Below are 17,722 nucleotides of genomic sequence, written 5' to 3' on the forward strand. Positions count from 1 at the left end.
GCGGGGGAGAATCAGGCCTCCTCGTCGGGCAGGAGCGTGAGCAGCAACTCGTCGTCAGGGCCGGGCGGACGCCAGCCGGGCGGCGGTGGGTTGGCGAGGAGCGCATCGCCAGCCTTCCTGACACGCTCCTCATGCGTTTCAGGGGTGTAGGCCGACCAGAGGCCGAGCGCCTCGGCGACAGCGAAACGGGCTTCGTCCTCCATCACGGCCGGCCAGCCGTCTGGGAGTGCTTCGGCCAGTTCGCGCACGAGTTGCCCGCGCACCAGACGCGTGACCTTGCCGCTTCGCTCCGCCTCGGCAACCAACCCGCTGAATACCTGCACTGCCGCGATGTCATCAGGGCCAAGCTCGTCCGCGAGTTCCACGAGCGAAGCGGTGGGATGAGCCTCGGCGAAGGCGGTGAGCGAGTCGTAGCCGCGCTTGCGGACCCGCTCATACAGGCGCGCCTTGACGTTGCCCTGCCAGGCACCTCCGTCGCTCATGGTCCTCTCCACGGGACGAAATTCATCGGGATCCTGTAGCGCTTCATGTTGGATGCGACAATTCTCAGGATCGCATTGCGCGTCAACATCCGGCCAGCCCTGGTCTCGGCCTCATACAGCGCCTTCATGACCATCCGGTTCCATTCGCCGGGCCATGTGCGGCCCAGCTTCCAGTCGCCACCGCCGTGAATGGCCTCGTGGTGCGCCTGCTCCAGCTTGACGCAGAATTGGTCGATGTCCATGTCGCCAGTGAAGCCGCGCTTCTCGAACCACTCGCGGAACTCCTTGGGCAGAACGTGGTGCCGAGGGGGCTCGGCCATGCCGGCCCCAGCTTTGTCCGTCACTCGCATGCCCCGTACCTCGGGCCCGTCGCCGAGTGCCTCGCGCACGCCGCGCGGCAGCTCGCCGTGCGCCATCATCATCTGGCCGGCATGAATCCGCACTGCGGCGCTGACGGCGGGCAGGGACAGGACGCCCGCCCGCACCAGCCGGTTCACCATCTCCACCCACTCGGCGGAGACGACAATGCGCGTGCCCATCATCACGCCGTTTTCGCCCATCACCATGCCCACCCCGAGTGTCACGGGGGCCGAGGGCCGCAACGTGGGCAGCGAGAACTTCAGCGCCGACCTCATCGTCACCAGCTCCATGAGCTGCGCCAGCAACATCACCTTCTCGACGTTCCTCAGCCCCGAGTGAAGGCGCTCCGCCGTCCTGTTGAACTCGCCGGACAGGTAGCCCATCAGCGCGGGCATGTTCTCTGCCGCTGCCTCCACCTGCCCTGGTTCCAGTGAGGCCAGTGCCGTCATGGCCGGTTCCCCCATCTTCCGCCAGCGGTCCATGTCCACGAACAGCGTCTCCACCGAGTTGTACCCCTGCTTGAACGCCACATCGAGGAGGTTGAGGAGGTCCACCCATGCCGCGAGCAGCAGCGAGCCCAGCATGGCGGCCTCCAGCCGTGGGCCCGCCAGACGCAGCAGGGCCAGCTGCATGTCCGGGTCCTCCACGTCCGCGGCGGCGTGGGCCAGCCGGGTGGCGGCGGCGAGCTCGGCGTCCAACCATCGCAACTGGCTCTGGCCATACTCGATAGAGGGCACGAAGAGGCCCGCGGCCTTGCCGGCGATGCCCCAGTGGCTCTTGCGCAACCTGGACAGCTCCTCGGAGAGGTTTCGGGTGGAGCCCGACACGTCGAGCAGGGCACCGCGAACCGCCAGGTGGGCCGCCAGGGCGCTCTGCCACAAAGCCGTTTCCTCCGTGCCGTCAGGGCCCACCGCCGTCACTGCCTCCCGCACGTCCTGGCGGCGGTGCAGCTGCTGTGAACCCCCGGGCTTGGGCGTGGACTCCTCGCCCGGGTCTCCGGTCCATGTGGGCGCGGCTGCATTGTGCGGCGTGTAGCGCAGGTGTGTCCCCCTGCCGGGTGGTGACGTCAGCGGCGCACAGGCGTTGGATAGCAGGGCCAGGGCGAGCAGCAGCCCTGTCCTCCTGAATACTGGCGACTCATCGCGCATGGTCCACCCTCTGGCTCACGTCCGGGCCGGAGTATCCTTGCCGGAAGCCACCGCGCTGCGTGCGCACTTCCAGCCGCAGCTTCATGTCCAGCGTGGGGGTCATCGCATCCGCGCTTGTCCCCACCACAAAACTGTTGCCTGCCTGCTCAGGGCAGCTCGTCACCCGAGTTGTCCAGCCACAGCTCCTCGTAGCGCACCTGGGGCGGTGTCTGGTGCAGCCGCAGTCCCTGCACCCGGCCGCTCGCCGCCGCGTGCACGCGCGGGTGGAAGAGGGGAATGATGGCGCAGTCCTCGTAGGCGAGCTTCTCCGCGCGCCGGTAGAACTGCTTGCGCTGCTCGGGGTCGATGGTGACGCGCGCCTCCGCCGTGAGCCTGTCCAGCTCTCCGTTGCGGTAGTCCAGCACGTACAGCTTCTGCGCCTGCGAGTTGAGCAGGAAGTGGAGGAAGTTGTCCGGGTCCGGGAAGTCGGAAATCCAAAGCAGCCGGAAGACGGGCAGCCGGCCCTCGCGCCGCCGGGACGAGTACTCCTCCGCTTCCAGCTCCACGTGCTCGAGCTCCACCAGCTTCGCATCCACCAGGGGCCGGAAGAGGAGGTCATCCTCGGCCGACGTGTTCCGCCCCGCCGTCTGGAACAGCGTGACAGGCACCCGCCGCATCCCGGCCTCGCGCAGCAGCCGCTCGGCCAGTTCGAGGTTCAGATGGGGCTCGGGCAGCACGCCTTCGCCCAGCAACTCCGGGGGGGTCAGCGTGCTCGCCAGCCGTGCGCCCTTGTAGAAGTGCTCCACCAGGGCCCGGACGTCCATCCCCGCGCGGATCGCCCTGCGCACCCGCACGTCGTTGAAGGGTGGCTCGCGCAGGTTGAAGCCCACCAGGGCCGTGGACGGCGTGACACCCGTGGCCACCTGCAGCCCCTGCTGCTCGGGCTCCCTCACATGCGTGGCATGCAGGTAGGAGACGAACTCCACCGTCTCCTGGCGCAGCTCGGTGATGCAGCCCTCGCGCGAGTCCCGCAGGTGGAACTCGAGCCGGTCCAGCAGCGGCAGCCCCTGGCGCCAGTAGGTGGGGTTGCGCTCGAGCACGATGCGCTCCTTTCCGAGTTCCACCTGCCGGAAGGGGCCCGTCCCCACCACCTGTCCCCGGGCATCCATCTTCGCCACGCCCGTGGCGGACTGCGCCAGCAACTGGAGGAAGAAGGCCTTGGGCTCCTCCAGCCGGATCTCCAGCGTCCGCTCGTTCAGCACCTCGATGCCGGCCACCTCGCGGAGATGGCCCTCCGCGAACGCCCGGGCGCCCACCACGTCCCCCAGCAGTCCTCTGTCCGGCGACTTCTCCGCCGGGTTCAACAGCCGCTCGAGGTGGCGCTTCACGTCGATCGCCGTCAGGGGCGTTCCGTCATGGAAGGTGACGCCCTGGCGCAGGTGGAAGCGGTAGCGGCGCGCCGAGGGGTCCACCTCCCAGCGCTCGGCCAGCTCCGGCACCAGCACGCCGTCTTCCAGCCGCAGCAGGTTGGAGAAGACGCAGGCGCACAGCTCCGCGACCTGGATCTCCACGCTGAAGAGCGGATCCAACCGGCCCACCGAGTCGATCATGGACGTCTGGTGGAGGCCCGCGCGCAGCGTGCCGCCCGCCTTCGGCTCCGGAAGCCGGAAGCGGAACACCTCGCCATCCAGGCTGGCCGCCTCGTGCGCCAGCTGCTCCACCTTGCGGCTCAGCCCGTCGCCGATGCGGATGACCTGCAGGGCGTCCTCGCGCACCCGCGCCACCTCCTCGCCGATGGACGAGTCCCCCCTCATCAACACGCCGTGCGCCGCGCGGATCTCCTCGATGGCCGTGCTCAGCTTCACCACCGCGGTGGACAGATCCTTGCCCGTGCGCGCCTGGCCCTCCGCCTTCTGCGAGGCCTCCTGCGCCAGCTTCGCCATCTGCTGCGTCTGGTGCACCAGCTCGCGCCCGTGCCCCGCCTGCTCCATGGCCGCCCGTGTCACGTCGTCCACGCGCCGCGCCACCCGGTGGCTGGCCTCCACCACCGTGGAGCCCTGCGCCTCCAGCCGCTTCGTCTCGGCCTGCATCGCCTCCACCGCCGAGAAGGTGCGCTGGGTGATGGTGCGGATCTCCATCAACGCCTCGGCCGCCCGGTCTCCCAACTGCACGCCCGTGCTGGCCTGCTCGCGGCCCTCCTTCACCAGCGACACCGTCGTGTCCACCTCCCGGCGGATGCCGCCCACCATGGTGGCGATCTCCCGCGTGGAGCGCGCGGTGCGCTCGGCCAGGCCGCGGATTTCGTCGGCCACCACGCCGAAGGGACGGCCCTGCTCACCGGCCTGGGCGGCGATGATGGCGGCGTTGAGCGCCAGCAGGTTCGTCTGGTCCGCGATCTCCTGGATGACGTCCACGATGCGGCCGATTTGAGTGGAGCGCACACCCAGCGAGTCCACCAGCTCGGCGGCCTTGCGGACCGTCTCCTCCACCCGGTACATGCCCTGGACGCAGTCGTTGACGAGCACCTCGCCGCGCTCGGCGGTGGCCGTCACGGCGTGGGCCAGCTGGTTGGTCTCCGAGGCCCGATGGCGCACGGCGTCGATGCCGGTGTGCACCACCTGGACGAAGGCCTCGGCCTCGCTGGCGAAACGCGCCAGCTCGTCACCCGAGGAGGCGATGTGGTGCAGCCGCTCGCTCATGGCCTGCACCTGCTGCGTGGTGCGGTGCGAGAACTCGTCCAGGGAGAGCAGCGCCTCGGCCACCTGCCCGAGCCGCTCGGTCATCTCCATCAGCGAGCCCTTCGTCTCGCGCGTGAAGTTCTCCAACTGGGCCACGCGCTTGCCCGCGGCCTGGAGGCTCTGGCCCATGCTGGCCGTCGACTCGCGGGAGCGCTCCACCGCGTTCCCCTGGCGGCGCGCGGCCTCCAGCAGGGCCCGCACCTCCTCGGACACGCCCTGGCAGGTGCGGCGCACGTTGCCCGTCATCCGCTGCACCTGGCTGAGCGCCCGGCGCAGGGAGATGAGGAGCCGGCGCACTTCGCGCTGGTCCCCCATGCGCTCGTGGGCGGGGTGGGTGAGGTCCCCCTCCGCCAGCAGGGAGAGGAAGCGGGTGCGCTCCTGGTCGGGCCGTGACTCTCCCAGGAACCAGATGGCGTACCGCGTCAACCACAGCAGTGGGGGGGTGCCCAGCAGCAGCACGGCCCAGCCCGCCGCGTCATGGGGGTGGCCGGTGACGAGGTATTGGAGTCCCCCGAGGGCGAGGGCGAAGGGGAGCCCTCCGAGGACCACGGAGGCATGGAGGTTCTTGGGGGGCGGCATGTCGGAGTGGCGCAGACGTACACGCTATCCCGCTCCCGCCAGGGTCCCCAAATCCCCCGGGAGGCCGCACGGCGGGTTGCTGGGACGTTACGGAAGGTAACGTCCGTTTCCGCCCGTGACGCCTCGACGCAGTGCGTCCAGTTCGCAACCTATCGGAAGCACGCGAATTCCGAGCAGGGCATGGTGCTTGCGTTGTAGGCACTCCACCTAGAACCCGAACCCAACCCCTGGGGAGAGAGACCATGCTTGTTGCGCCCAAGGAGCCCATCACCGCGCGCGCCCGCGTGAAGAACCTCGAGGAGTACCGCCGGATGTACCGGCAGAGCCTGGAGGACCCCGCGGGTTTCTGGGGCGAGCAGGCCAGGCGGCTCGAGTGGTTCCACCCGCCCTCCAACGTGCTCGACGTGGACATGAAGGAGGTGGACTTTTCCTGGTACGGGGGAGGCAAGCTCAACGTCTGTCACAACGCGGTGGACCGGCACCTGCACACGCAGCCGGACAAGACGGCCATCATCTGGGCCGCCAACGAGCCGGGGCAGTACCAGCACGTGACGTACCGCGAGCTCAAGCACCAGGTGGCGCGCGTGGCCAACGTGCTCAAGGCCTATGGCGTCCGCAAGGGTGACCGCGTCTGCATCTACATGCCCATGACGCCGATGGTGGCCTACACCATGCTGGCGTGCGCGCGCATCGGCGCGGTGCACTCGGTGGTGTTCGCCGGCTTCTCCGCCGAGTCCCTGAGGGATCGCATCCTCGACTCGGGGGCGCGCATCGTCGTCACCGCCAACGAGGCGCCGCGCGGTCCCAAGGCCGTGGCGCTCAAGTCGATTGTCGATCAGGCGCTCGAGGGCCTCACCCAGGTGGAGACGGTGCTCGTCAGCCGCCGCACCAACAAGGCCGTGCCCATGAAGGAGGGCCGCGACCGGGTGCTCGAGGACGAGATGCAGAAGCACCGCTCCACCTGCCCGGTGGAGTGGATGTCCAGTGAGGATCCGCTCTTCATCCTCTACACCTCGGGGAGCACCGGCAAGCCCAAGGGCGTGATGCACACCACCGCCGGCTACACCGTCTACGCGGCGATGACGCACGAGTACGTCTTCGACATCCGCCCGGACGACATCTACTTCTGCACCGCGGACGTGGGGTGGATCACCGGCCACAGCTATCTGATTTATGGCCCGCTGGTGAACGGCGTGACGACGGTCCTCTTCGAGTCCACGCCGATGTATCCGGACCCGAGCCGCATGTGGCAGGTGGTGGACGACCTGAAGGCGACCATCCTGTACACGTCGCCCACGGCGCTGCGCTCGCTCATCCGCGAGGGCGATGACTGGGTGAAGAAGACGTCGCGCAAGAGCCTGCGGATTCTCGGCAGTGTGGGCGAGCCCATCAACCCGGAGGTGTGGCGCTGGTACCACGACGTGCCGGGCGAGGGCCGCTGCGACGTGGTGGACACGTGGTGGCAGACGGAGACGGGCGGCATCCTGATTACCCCGCTCCCGGGAGCCACGCCGGCGAAGCCCGGCAGCGCCACCCTGCCGTTCTTCGGCATCGAGCCGGTGCTGGTGGACGAGAAGGGGACGATCATCGAGGGCAATGACGTCTCGGGCAACCTGTGCCTGAAGCGTCCGTGGCCGGGCCAGGCGCGCTCCATCTGGGGAGACCACCGGCGCTTCAAAGAGACGTACTTCTCCACGTACCCGGGCCTGTACTTCACGGGTGACGGGTGCCGCCGCGACGAGGACGGGTACTACTGGATTACCGGCCGCGTGGATGACGTGCTCAACGTGTCGGGCCACCGGCTGGGCACGGCGGAGATCGAGAGCGCGCTGGTGGCGCACGACGCGGTGGCCGAGGCCGCCGTGGTGGGCTTCCCGCACGACATCAAGGGCACGGGCATCTGCGCGTACGTGACGGTGAAGCCGGGCGACCTGAACTCCGAGCAGTTGGTGGGCGCGCTGAAGGAGCAGGTGCGCCGCATCATCGGGCCGCTGGCCACGCCGGACCGCATCCGCGTGGTGAGCGGCCTGCCGAAGACGCGCTCGGGGAAGATCATGCGCCGGATTCTTCGCAAGGTGGCCGAGGGCCAGATGGACAGCCTGGGTGACACGACCACGCTGGCCGAGCCGCAGGTGGTGGAGGAGATCGTCCAGCTCGAGCAGCGCGAGAGCGCGAAGGGGCGCTGAGGCGCCGCCAAGCTAGGAAGTGGCACCCGCGCCCGGTCCCGCACCGGGCGCGGCCGTGTCACCGGGCGGGAGTCTCCTTCCCGGGCGCCTCGAACGTGATTCCCTCCACGCGAATCCTGCGCGGGCCGCCGTCCTTCTCGAGCACCTCCAGCGCGAAGCGCTCGGTGCCGGAGCGGGGCAGGTCGATGACGAAGCTCATCAACCCCACCTCACCAAACTCCACGCCCTCCTCGGGCACCTCCGACTTCATGGCGAGCAGGCGCACCGTCTCTCCCGTGGCCTCGCGCCTCAGCGCGTACTCGCCCGGCCTCCAGCGCCGCTCGGGGTCCATGTTGAAGACGGAGAGGACCACCACCGCCTGATGCGGCATCCAGTAGCTGATGCTGTTGCCCATCATGCCCACCTTGCCTCCACCTCCCTCCTGGCCATTGATGGTGAGGCGGCCCGCCGACTCCCGCCGGTGCAGCCACGAGGGCAGCTTGAACCCGCACTCGTGTGGCACGGGCTCGCAGCGGAACCGCGACTCCTGAATGCCGCCGCCGCCCACGCGGGGTGCCTCGCTCTCCTCGGGCGAGCAGGTCATCTGCCCCTTCAGCAGTTCATGCTCCTCGTAATCCAGGGTCAGGCCCGCCAGGCTCTCCGCCAGCGCCGCTTCCTGCTCCTCCTTCGTGGGCGGAGGCCGCTGGTACACCCGCACGCTGATATCCGTCCGAAGCTCGCCCCGCACCAGCGTCAGCTCCAGCCGCTGGCCGTCCCGGTAGGCCACCGAGAGCGGGAGGCGCTCGCCTGGCTTCAGGTCCCCCACCACATCCACCAGCAGCAGGTTGCCGTCCTGTTGCTTCAGCCGGATGCGCTCTCCGGCCCCCTCCAGCGTGGTCCGCTCCAGATCGACCTGCCCATCCATCAGCTCCACCACCGAGAGGAACCTGCGCGTCACCCGCACCTCGCGCTCGGAGGCGGAAGGCCGCTCGTAGAGCCTGAGCTCGCGGTCCTCGGGCTGCCAGCCCTCGGGCAGCCAACTGCTTTTGGCCGCGGCTACTCCGGCGGACAGGGGGAGCAGCAGCAGTGACAGCTGGAACAGGATTCGTAGAGTAGGGCGGGACATCTTATCTCCTGGGTTGGGCTCTGCATACCGCAGGAGATTCCGGAAGTCACGTTCACGGAGATGACCGCCGAAGTGGACTGGAGCTTGCCCGCCCGGCGCCGCCGCGGTTAGCGTGGACCTCCTCACGGCGAAGGGTCCGCGTGCGCTCCGTCTCCTGGGTGGCTCTCCTCGTGCCGCTCCTCTTCTCGTCCTTGCCAGCCGCCGCTCGGGATCGGCCCGTCGAGCGCGTGTCCCGCAAGCGCACCGTTCACGCCTCCACGGCTGTGGGCGGGGCGCTCCCCGAGCTGTCCGTGGCGGGCGGCAGCGCCACCGTCATCACCACCGACGTCCCGCTCGGCCCCGGGGGCCCGGTGCTCCAGGACGAACGCGGGCGCGTCCGGCTTGTCCCGGTGGATGCGACCTCCTTCATCCTCCTGCCTTCCTCGGACCTCCCGGAGGGCGAGCGCCTGGTGCTCACCGTGCCGCTGCCGCCGGGCGATTCCCTCCAGCTCTCGCTCGTCACCCGCCGCGGCGAGGTGGATGGGGAGGTGCGGCTCGTCCGCATTCAGGCGCCCGTCGCTGGCCAGGAGGGCGTGAGCGACGTGGCCCGCCTCCTCCAGGCCGCATCGGCGGCTCAGGTCGGGCTGGCCCTGTCGAAGAAGTGGGTGCACCTGAGGGCTGCGATTCACGCGGAGGTGGAATCCGTCCTTCGCATTGGCCCGCACGTCTTCATCACGCTGTCCTCGCGGCCTGGCTGGGATGGCAATCCATCTGTCCGGGACTGGGAGCGGCTCCAGCTCCGGGCGTCACGGGGGGATGGCTCCACGCTGATGCTGCCCCTGCTCCATGTTCCGCCGCCCTCGGGAGATGCCGTTTCGCGGCACACCGTGGTGGCCACCCCTCCTGGAGGGACCGCGCACCTGTTGCTGACGGTGGAAGGCTCGGCTCTCCCGGAAACCGTTCTCGCATTGCCATGAACAAGCCCCTGCATCCCAACCAGCTGCGTCCGGGACACAGGGTGCGGGAGTACCTCGTGGTGCGCCGCCTGGGCGTCGGCGGCTTCTCCCTCCTCTTCCTGGTGGAGCACGAAGGCGATTCGTACGTCATGAAGATGGCGTTGCAGCCGGCCTCGGACGAGGACGAGGATCGTGTGGACGGCTGGATGCGCCGGGAAGCGGTCTCGCTGGAGCACCTCTCACACCCCAACCTGTTGCCTGTCCACGAACTGGGGAGATGGCCGGACCCCAGGACGGGTTACTCCTTCTTCGTCACGGACCATGTTCCAGGTGTCACCTTCCACGACTGGCGCTGGAAGAAGCGGGCCACGACCCACCAATGGGTGGGCGTGCTGATCGAAATCCTGCGCGCCCTGGAGGTGATGCACGAGCGTGGCGTGTGCCACCGCGACCTCAAGGCCGACAACATCCTGGTGCGTGAAGGAGATGACTGGCCCTTCCTCATCGACCTGGGGGCCGTCCACCTGCCGTGCGCGCGACCGCTGACGGAGGGGCTGGCGCCGGGCACGCTCTACTGCCAGCCCCCCGAGGCCATCCGCTTCCTGTTGGGGAAGGAGGTGCTCGAGAAGGGCGCGCGTTTCGAGGCCCGGCCCGCGGCGGACCTGTACGCCATCGGCATCCTCGTCTACGAGGCGCTCACGGGTCTGCGCCCCTTTGATCCGGCGCTGCCGATGGAGCAGTTGCTGGTGGCCATCCTCACCGTCTCGCCCGCAGAGCCCCGGCAGCATGCTCCCGAGGTTCCCGCGTCCCTCTCCGCGCTCGCCATGCGGCTGCTGGCCAAGGAGCCCGAGCAGCGCCCCGCCAGTGCCCGGGCCGTGCGCGAGGAACTGGAGCGGCTGCGGGCGGAGGAGGGGCATCTGGAGTCCTGGCAGGTTCCGTCGGTGCCGCTCTCCGAGCGCGAGAGCACTCCGGCCGCGGCGGGTACGCAGTCGGAGCCGGGCCCCACTGGAACGCCTGGGGATTTCGCGGGCGCGGACCGTGCGAGGCGCTGGCCGGTGGTTCTCGTGGAGTGGGCCTTCGTGCTGGGACTGCTCGGGCTAGGGTGGTGGCTGCTTCACTTGCCTCCTCACGTGGAGTCCACCGCGCCGGCTCCGCCGACGCTCGCCGAGCAAGGAGCACCGCCCGTGCCGTCTTCCCAGAACAGCCAGGACCCTTCCGCCATCACTCCCTCGCCCGAGGCCTCCGCGCGCTGGTGCGCCACGATGCGTGCCGTGTGGGGGGCGACGTTCGTGCAACTCGCTGGATGTGCCCTCACCACCGCCGACGTGCGTCCGTACTCGGCCGGTTTCCTCGAGCAGTGCCCACCCGAGGCCCGCGCCACCCCGCTCGCGCTGGGTTTCAAGCCTGAATACCTCTACGCCACCTTTATGACGTCAGGCACCCCGGCCTCATCGGCCCAGCCTCGCGAGGAGGCTGGACCCCTCAACGTCAAGGCCGGGCCTGTCACGGCCTTCATGAAGCCGTTCAATGATGACCGGAAGTTCAACGTGGAGGGCGAGGCGAAGGTCACGCCGATGCGTGTCTACATCCGCATCAATCGCATCCAACGCCCTGACGGCTCCTGGTTGCCCATCTGCGGAGCCGCCGTCAGCTCATGGGAGGAGGTGTATGGGATTCCAACGTATGATGGATACCCTGTGACCTATGCGCCGTTGGATCAGGTGGACCGCGGCGAGGGCAGCATCATCATCAACTGGCCCCGCTTCGAGACCGCCATCATGCCACCCGAGGGAGAGCCCCGGCCCGACGTGCGCCAGGTGGATCCCAACGAGCAACCGGATCTCCGATTCCAGAGCCCAGCGAAGCGCCAGCGCTACTGAGGCCGGGCCCCGGCCGCACGCGTTGACGTCGAGGTGTGCTGCCGGGGAGCGTCAGGGGGGCGGGTTTCCCGGGACGGGAGCGCGGTGGCGCTCCGCCTCGCGGTAGAGCTGCGTGAGGGAGAAGTCGAGCAGGGACTGGCGGGAGCGCAGGTAGTACCAGGCGCGGATGAAGGGCAGCCAGACGCGATCGCCGACGAGCACCTGGTTCTCCATGAGCTTGTCACGCGATATCCACTGGCCGTCCAGGTGGTGCACGAGCACCTGGCCCAGGTAGGCGCCCACGGCGGGCACGGCGAGCTTGTCGAGGCCCTCGCGGGAGCGGGTGTCGGGGACGTCCTCGCGCCAGAAGAAGAAGTCGATGTCGGTGAGGGACTCGGGGGTGGCCTGGCGGACGGAGGGGACCTCGATGTGAAGCATGGCCACGAGGTGCTCGGCCAGGAGACTGTAGCGCTCGAGGACGCGCTGGGGGTCGGCCACGTCCTGGGGGAAGGCGGCGCTGGAGGGCAGCCACTGCATGCGCTCGGGCAGCTGCCAGGCGTTGAGCTCGGTGGTGAGGCGCGGGCGCTCGTGGCTGGAGACGTGGTCGACGACCCGGGAGAAGAGCGGGGCGACATCCGGGTGGAAGTGGGGCTGCACGGGGGCGAGGGCGGCGCTGCGCTCGCGCAGGCCGTGGAGCAGGGTGTCGAAGTCGAGGTCCGGCCGGAGGTGGGCATGAGCGCGGGCCTGGGCGAGGCGGGCCGCGTCACTGGCGAAGTCGGCGGCGGTGGGCCACGTCACCAGGAGGATGGAGCCGTTGGGCAGCTCCTCCACCCGGTGCGCTGGCGTGGACAGCATGCGCTCGCGGCCGACGCTCCGCACCAGCTCGGGGCCGAAGACGTTGAGCCACCACACCTCGTAGATTTTGTCGAAGCCGTCTCTTCGTGAGGTCTTCTCATCGCGGCCGAAGCGGGGGGCGCCCGATAATATCCAATCATCAGAGCTGTGGGCCCAGGCATGGGAGACGGGGTAGCGGGAGGCCCAGGCACGCACCATCTCCACTAACTGCTGGCAGCGCTCCGCTTCCGTGAAGAAGTGGAGAGGCTTCATGCTGCTCGTGAGGTCGAGTTCAGGAGGGAGCGGTGGAAACCAGAGCCGCAGTGTCATGTCCAACGCGGGCCACTTCGTCCGGTAGAGCCCGATGAGCGTTCCTCTGTCGTGGCGCTCCTCCTCGAGGGCCTTCCAGATGGCGGCATGCGAGTATTTGCGCCGGCGCTTGCCTTCAACGACGTCCGGCATCCACCCGCCCGCGTACTCCTCAAGGGACTGGAGAAACGGAGTCAGCTCATTTTCGATGGACGCCTGCGGGTTGATGGTGCCCTTGAAGGTGAGCCGGAGGGTGTCTTCCGGCTTCAAGTCGCGCACGCTCAGCACCTTCATTGGAACAGTACCTCCACTCCCGGAACTCTACCCTGGATACGGTCCCTGAGCGCATCGAGGTCGATTGTCCGCATGGGCTTGAGGTCTCCTCCCTCGTAGATGAGGCGGACCCGCTGGACCTGTGCGCGCAGCTTGAGCCCGGGACGGACGATGTCCAACGTCTCACCGTAATACGCCAGGGCTTCCCTCGCATCCGCGAGCATCTGTGCTTCCACTGCCTTTTCGTTGAGCAGCGAGAAGTCACGGCTCTTGTAGCTGAAGGTCTCCACGCGAGGAGGTTGTGCGGCGGGTGGCTTCTGCTCGATGACGAGCACGTCCGCGAAGCGCAGTCCGGTCTCGGGCTTCTTCACGCCCACGTAGGTCTCGACGCGCGGGGAGTCGAAGTCCTGGAGGAAGTGGCGCTGCGCCCGGGGAAGGGCCGCATCGTCGCGCAGCAGTTGTGCCCTGCCGCGCTCGAACCTCACCCCTCGTAGGAGCAAGTCACGCATCCGCTGGTAGCCGTCCCACTTGAGGGGCGGATCGAGTTGCCCGCCTTTCTTCGGCTTGCCGCCCTGCCGCAGGTCCGCCAGGCGCCCCTTGCCGTACTGGAGGTACTCGCTCCAAAGCGCGTGTTCCGTGGCGCCGGCCGGCGGCGTCTTCTCCAGGGCCGCCAGCTGCTTCTCCAGCACCGCCACGTCCCCGGACAGGCGAGGGCCGGGAATCTCGAGCTCAATCTCCAGGACCTTGGAGTCCAGGACCTCGCGGGAGAGCCCCGCCGCCTCGTCCACGAGTGAAGCGACGCCGCCCGGGCCCTGGGTGGCTCCGCCGCGCGTCCGGGAGGCGCCGGGCCGCTCGGACTTCGCCTGGGACAACCAGGCCTGTGCCCTGGGCACGTTGCCCCGGGCCTCGTGGAGGGCCAGCGCCCCGGCCTCTCCGCCATCGATGACGAGCAGGGCCGCCTCGGGGTCCGCCCGCAGGTAGCGGGCCACCTCTCGCAGTCCTTCTCCTCCCAGTTGTTCCCGCAGCCGCTGTGCCGTGGCCTTCAACCCCTCCAGGCGCAACTCCAGTACCTGGGCCCGCCCCTGGGAGAGGACGCGGACGCTCTTTCCACCCGCATACAGGGCCACCATGAGCGCGGCGGGCGTCAGCTCGCGAGAGGCCTGCTCGTACTGGCCCTCCGTCAGGGACTGGACGCCGTGGCCCACCCCGGCCGCCAGGGAGTAGAAGCCCAGTGGCACGCCGAAGGTCATCTCGTCCAGGACGCCCAGAAGCACGTTGCCCGGCTCGAGGGCCCGCCGCGCCAGCGCGTCCTCCACCGCGTCGAGGGCTTGCCGGTAGGGCGGAGGCAACTGCCCTTTCTGGGCGGCGTAGCTCAGGAGCGGGCCCGTCTGGAACAACGGGGCGGAGGAGAGGGCATCGCCCAGCCCCTCGCGAGCACCCCGCAGGCCATCCCCGAGGTGCTCGGGCCGGTCCGGGTAGTCCGGGAGGAGCAAGCCGCGCTGTCGCAGTTGCTCGCGGGCGGTGGCCATCTGCCCCAGCGTCTGCCCCAACCGCTTGTCCGCGGCGAGCTGGCGCAGCACCTGCTCCAGGTCCTTGTCGAAGGAGGAGTGGAGGAGGAAGAGGGCGAACACCTCGGCGAGCGCGGGGCCGTACTCCCGGGTGGCGGTGACGAGGAAGGAGGCGCGCTTGCGGTTGAGGATGTCGGTGGCCTCGGGAAGCACGGGCCCCAGGGCGCCCAGCCGCATGGCGCTCCAATCATCCAAGCGCTCCACCAGCCGGACCATGTCCACCCCGCGCTGCAACTGGACGAAGGCCGCGGGCGAGGTGCACGAGAGGAACGGGGCGAGCAACTCCTCGGCGTCGCTGGAGGACTGTCCGGGCCAGCCCGGAGGTGGCGGTGCGCAGCCATCCGCCGGGGGCTTGTTCTCGCCGGGGCCGGCCTCCGCACCTTCCACGGCGTGCGATGGCTCGTGAGGGCCGGGCGTCCCCGCGGTGTGGCGGAAGGAGACACTGGCGCCCGCGGTAGTGCACCCGCCCAGAAACACCAGTACCGCCACCGCCAGGAGGGCCCTCCCATCGAAGTACATGGGGTTCTTCTTCGTCATGGGAGGCGCTCCGTTGGGATCACAACCGCCCTGAAGGATAGCCAGATGGCCTGCCTACCCATCAGGAGGGCGGGGGGCTTCCTCCGCTGGTTCATCCCCCGTGGCGACTCCGCGAGTCATCCCCTCCGCTTGACGGGGAAGGTAAAGGGAGCGGGCCCCGGTCCGGCTTTTGCCAGGCAAGCCGTGCATGCCGACCCTTGGGGGGATGGCGACCTCGCGACGATCCAAGACTTCCGCTCGTGCGCGCCTGAAGACGTACCGCGCCAAGCGTGACTTCTCCCTCACCTCCGAGCCCGCACCGGAGGTCCCGGCTCCGCGCGGTGAAGGCGGCTCCACCTTCGTGGTGCACAAGCACGACGCCACCCGGTTGCACTATGACCTGCGGCTGGAGATCGACGGCGTGCTGGTGAGCTGGGCCATTCCCAAGGGCCCCAGTTACGACCCGGCCGACAAACGGCTCGCCGTCCAGACCGAGGACCACCCCCTGGCCTACGCCACCTTCGAGGGCCGCATCCCCGATGGGGCCTATGGCGCGGGTGACTCGCTCCTCTGGGAGGAGGGCACCTTCGACACCGTGCCGCCGGGTCAGGCCTCCGAGCAGCTCGCGCGCGGCCGGCTGCATGTGGTGCTGCATGGGCACAAGCTCGAGGGCGGGTGGCACCTCATCCGCACGCGCCCGATGGGCAAGAAGGCGCAGTGGTTGTGCTTCAAGGCCAAGGATGGCACCGAGCAACCCGGCTACGACGTCACGGTGAAGCACCCCGAGTCCGTGAAGTCCGGCCAGAGCGCCACTCGCGGGCCCGCCCGCCGCATCGCGGCCCGACGTGCCCCGGCCAAACCTGTGCGCGCCTCCCGCCCTTCCCGGACGAAGGGGAGCGCCCGCACGCCCGAGGCGCTGCTCGGCAAGGTGTGGCCACCCATGCTGGCCACCCTGGCCCAGGTGGACGCCACCGCGGACGCCGACTGGCGTTTCGAGGTGAAGTACGACGGCTTCCGCGCCATCGCCGCGCTCCAGGGCGGGCGCATCGCCCTGCAATCGCGTAACGGGAATGATCTCTCCCTGCGCTTCCCCGCCATCTTCCGGGCGCTCGAGACGCTCGGCGGGCACGAGGCCGTGGTGGACGGGGAGATCGTCGCCCTGGATCCAAAGGGCCGCTCGCGCTTCCAACTGCTCGGCAAGGGCGTCGAGGAGCGGTACGTCATCTTCGACGTGCTGTGGCTCGATGGGGAGGACGTCCGCGCCCTGCCGTTGGAGGAGCGCCGGGCGAGGCTGGAGAAGCTGCTCAAGAGGGTGAAGCCGCCGCTGGAAATCGCCGAGCAGGTGAAGGGCAGCGCGAAGCAGTCGCTGGCGCAGGCGAGGCGGCGCGGGCTGGAGGGCGTCATGGCCAAGCGCGTGGGCAGCCCGTACACGCCGGGCCGCGGCGCGGACTGGCTCAAGCTCAAGGTGCAGGCCAACCAGGAGGTCGCCATCGTGGGCTTCACGCCCATGGCCAACGAGCGGCCGGAGTTGGGCTCGCTGCTGGTGGCGGTGCGCGAGGGCAACACCTGGCACTACGCGGGCAAGGTGGGCACGGGCTATTCCACGAAGGTGCGGCGTGAATTGCGCACGCTCCTGGCCCGTGACGTGGTGAAGAAGTCCCCCGTGAAGGATGCCCCGTACGTGCGCGACGCCCTGCACAACGAGGAGGCCTTCTGGGTGAAGCCGCGCCTGGTGGCCCAGGTGGCCTTCACCGAGTGGACGGAGGATGGCCGGCTGCGCCACCCGTCCTTCCAGGGGTTGCGCAATGACAAGCGTCCCGAGGAGTGCGTGAGGGAGAAGCCACGCAGCACGCCCGTACGCGCCACGCGGGGCCCGCACCGGAGGACCGGGACGAAGGTGCGTCAGGGGAAGCGGGCCGCGGGCAGGACGGCCGTGGCGCGGAAACAGTCCACCCGGACTCCCCGCCCGGTGGCGCCCGTGGTGCTCACCCATGGCGATCGGGTGCTCTTCCCGGAGAAGGGCTTCACCAAGGCGGACGTGTTCGCCTACTTCCGGGACGTGGCGCCGCTGATGGTGCCCGCGCTCGCCGGCCGCCCGCTCGCGCTGCAGCAGTGGCCGCGAGGCGTGGACGAGCCCGGGTTCTTCCGCCAGGGGGTGCAGGGCACGCCGGACTGGCTCACCACCGAGGTCATCCACCACGAGGCCCGCACCCTGCCCCACGTGGTGGTGGACCGGCCCGAGTCGCTGTTGTGGCTCGCCAACCAGTCCGCCCTCACCCTGCACATCTGGTCCAGCCGGGTGGGGCACCTGAAGGAGCCGGACTGGGTGGTGTTCGATCTCGACCCCGGGGAGGGTACCTTCGGAGACCTCATCCAGCTGGCCACCTCGCTGCGGCGCTACCTGGAGGAACTGGAGCTGGCCAGCGTGCCGAAGACGTCCGGCAAGCGGGGCCTGCACGTGTTGGTGCCGCTCGCACCCGGGCACACCTATGAGCAGGTGGGCGCCTTCGCGACCAGGGCCTTCGAGGCCCTCGCCGCCGAGTACCCGCGGCTGGCCACCGTCGAGCGCTCCAAGGAGCGGCGCGAGGGCCGGCTGTACCTGGACGCGGGGCAGAACGCCTGGGGCAAGACGGTGGTGGCGCCGTACTCCCTGCGCGCCCTGCCTCACGCGCCCGTGTCCACGCCGCTGGCCTGGTCCGAGGTGACGCCGAAGTTGGACCCCACGCGCTTCACCCTGGACAGCATTCGACGGCGCCTGGACAAGGTTGGAGACCTGTTCGCCCCAGCGTTGGGTGGTGGACAGTCGCTTCCATCCGCTTGAGACCGGCTCGGTGGTAGCGTGCGCCATCTG

General features: G+C 69.4%; 10 protein-coding genes. 4 read left to right on the forward strand and 6 right to left on the reverse strand.

The window, feature by feature from the left end:
* Positions 1-11: 11 nt before the first annotated feature.
* From BO221_RS18020 to BO221_RS18030, 3 genes are all read right to left on the reverse strand, one after another.
* The gene (locus tag BO221_RS18020) at positions 12-482 is read right to left on the reverse strand and encodes an NUDIX hydrolase (protein WP_073561683.1); all 471 of its coding nucleotides are present in this window, start codon (positions 480-482) and stop codon (positions 12-14) included.
* Positions 479-1,990 (reverse strand): DUF2380 domain-containing protein, encoded by a 1,512-nt coding sequence (locus BO221_RS18025; protein ID WP_083681133.1) that lies wholly within the window; start codon positions 1,988-1,990, stop codon positions 479-481. The genes BO221_RS18020 and BO221_RS18025 overlap by 4 nt, the downstream gene beginning before the upstream one ends.
* Before the next feature lie 146 nt (positions 1,991-2,136).
* Positions 2,137-5,286, reverse strand: coding sequence for an ABC transporter substrate-binding protein (locus tag BO221_RS18030; RefSeq protein ID WP_073561684.1), 3,150 nt, complete (start codon positions 5,284-5,286; stop codon positions 2,137-2,139).
* Positions 5,287-5,528: 242 nt separating this feature from the next.
* On the opposite strand from BO221_RS18030, the gene acs reads away from it, so the two are divergent.
* Positions 5,529-7,472, forward strand: coding sequence for an acetate--CoA ligase (acs, locus tag BO221_RS18035; RefSeq protein WP_073561685.1), 1,944 nt, complete (start codon positions 5,529-5,531; stop codon positions 7,470-7,472).
* Positions 7,473-7,530: 58 nt separating this feature from the next.
* Here acs and BO221_RS18040 read toward each other — a convergent pair whose 3' ends face one another.
* Positions 7,531-8,577 (reverse strand): DUF2381 family protein, encoded by a 1,047-nt coding sequence (locus BO221_RS18040; protein ID WP_073561686.1) that lies wholly within the window; start codon positions 8,575-8,577, stop codon positions 7,531-7,533.
* Positions 8,578-8,717: 140 nt separating this feature from the next.
* On the opposite strand from BO221_RS18040, the gene BO221_RS18045 reads away from it, so the two are divergent.
* Together BO221_RS18045 and BO221_RS18050 are read left to right on the forward strand one after the other, a co-directional pair.
* A complete protein-coding gene (locus BO221_RS18045; RefSeq protein WP_073561687.1) occupies positions 8,718-9,533 on the forward strand; it encodes a DUF2381 family protein in 816 nt (271 codons plus the stop codon).
* Positions 9,530-11,392, forward strand: a complete 1,863-nt coding sequence (locus BO221_RS18050; RefSeq protein ID WP_073561688.1) for a serine/threonine-protein kinase — start codon at positions 9,530-9,532, stop codon at positions 11,390-11,392. The genes BO221_RS18045 and BO221_RS18050 overlap by 4 nt, the downstream gene beginning before the upstream one ends.
* Positions 11,393-11,443: 51 nt before the next feature.
* Here BO221_RS18050 and BO221_RS18055 read toward each other — a convergent pair whose 3' ends face one another.
* Positions 11,444-12,808, reverse strand: a complete 1,365-nt coding sequence (locus BO221_RS18055; RefSeq protein ID WP_073561689.1) for a hypothetical protein — start codon at positions 12,806-12,808, stop codon at positions 11,444-11,446.
* Positions 12,805-14,892 (reverse strand): hypothetical protein, encoded by a 2,088-nt coding sequence (locus tag BO221_RS18060; protein ID WP_073561690.1) that lies wholly within the window; start codon positions 14,890-14,892, stop codon positions 12,805-12,807. Before BO221_RS18060 ends, BO221_RS18055 begins: the two co-directional genes overlap by 4 nt.
* 205 nt (positions 14,893-15,097) lie before the next feature.
* Here BO221_RS18060 and ligD point away from each other — a divergent pair, with 205 nt between their 5' ends.
* A complete protein-coding gene (gene ligD, locus BO221_RS18065) occupies positions 15,098-17,692 on the forward strand; it encodes a DNA ligase D (RefSeq protein ID WP_073561691.1) in 2,595 nt (864 codons plus the stop codon).
* Positions 17,693-17,722 lie beyond the last annotated feature (30 nt).

The organism is Archangium sp. Cb G35, from assembly GCF_001896145.1.
Lineage (GTDB): Bacteria > Myxococcota > Myxococcia > Myxococcales > Myxococcaceae > Archangium > Archangium violaceum.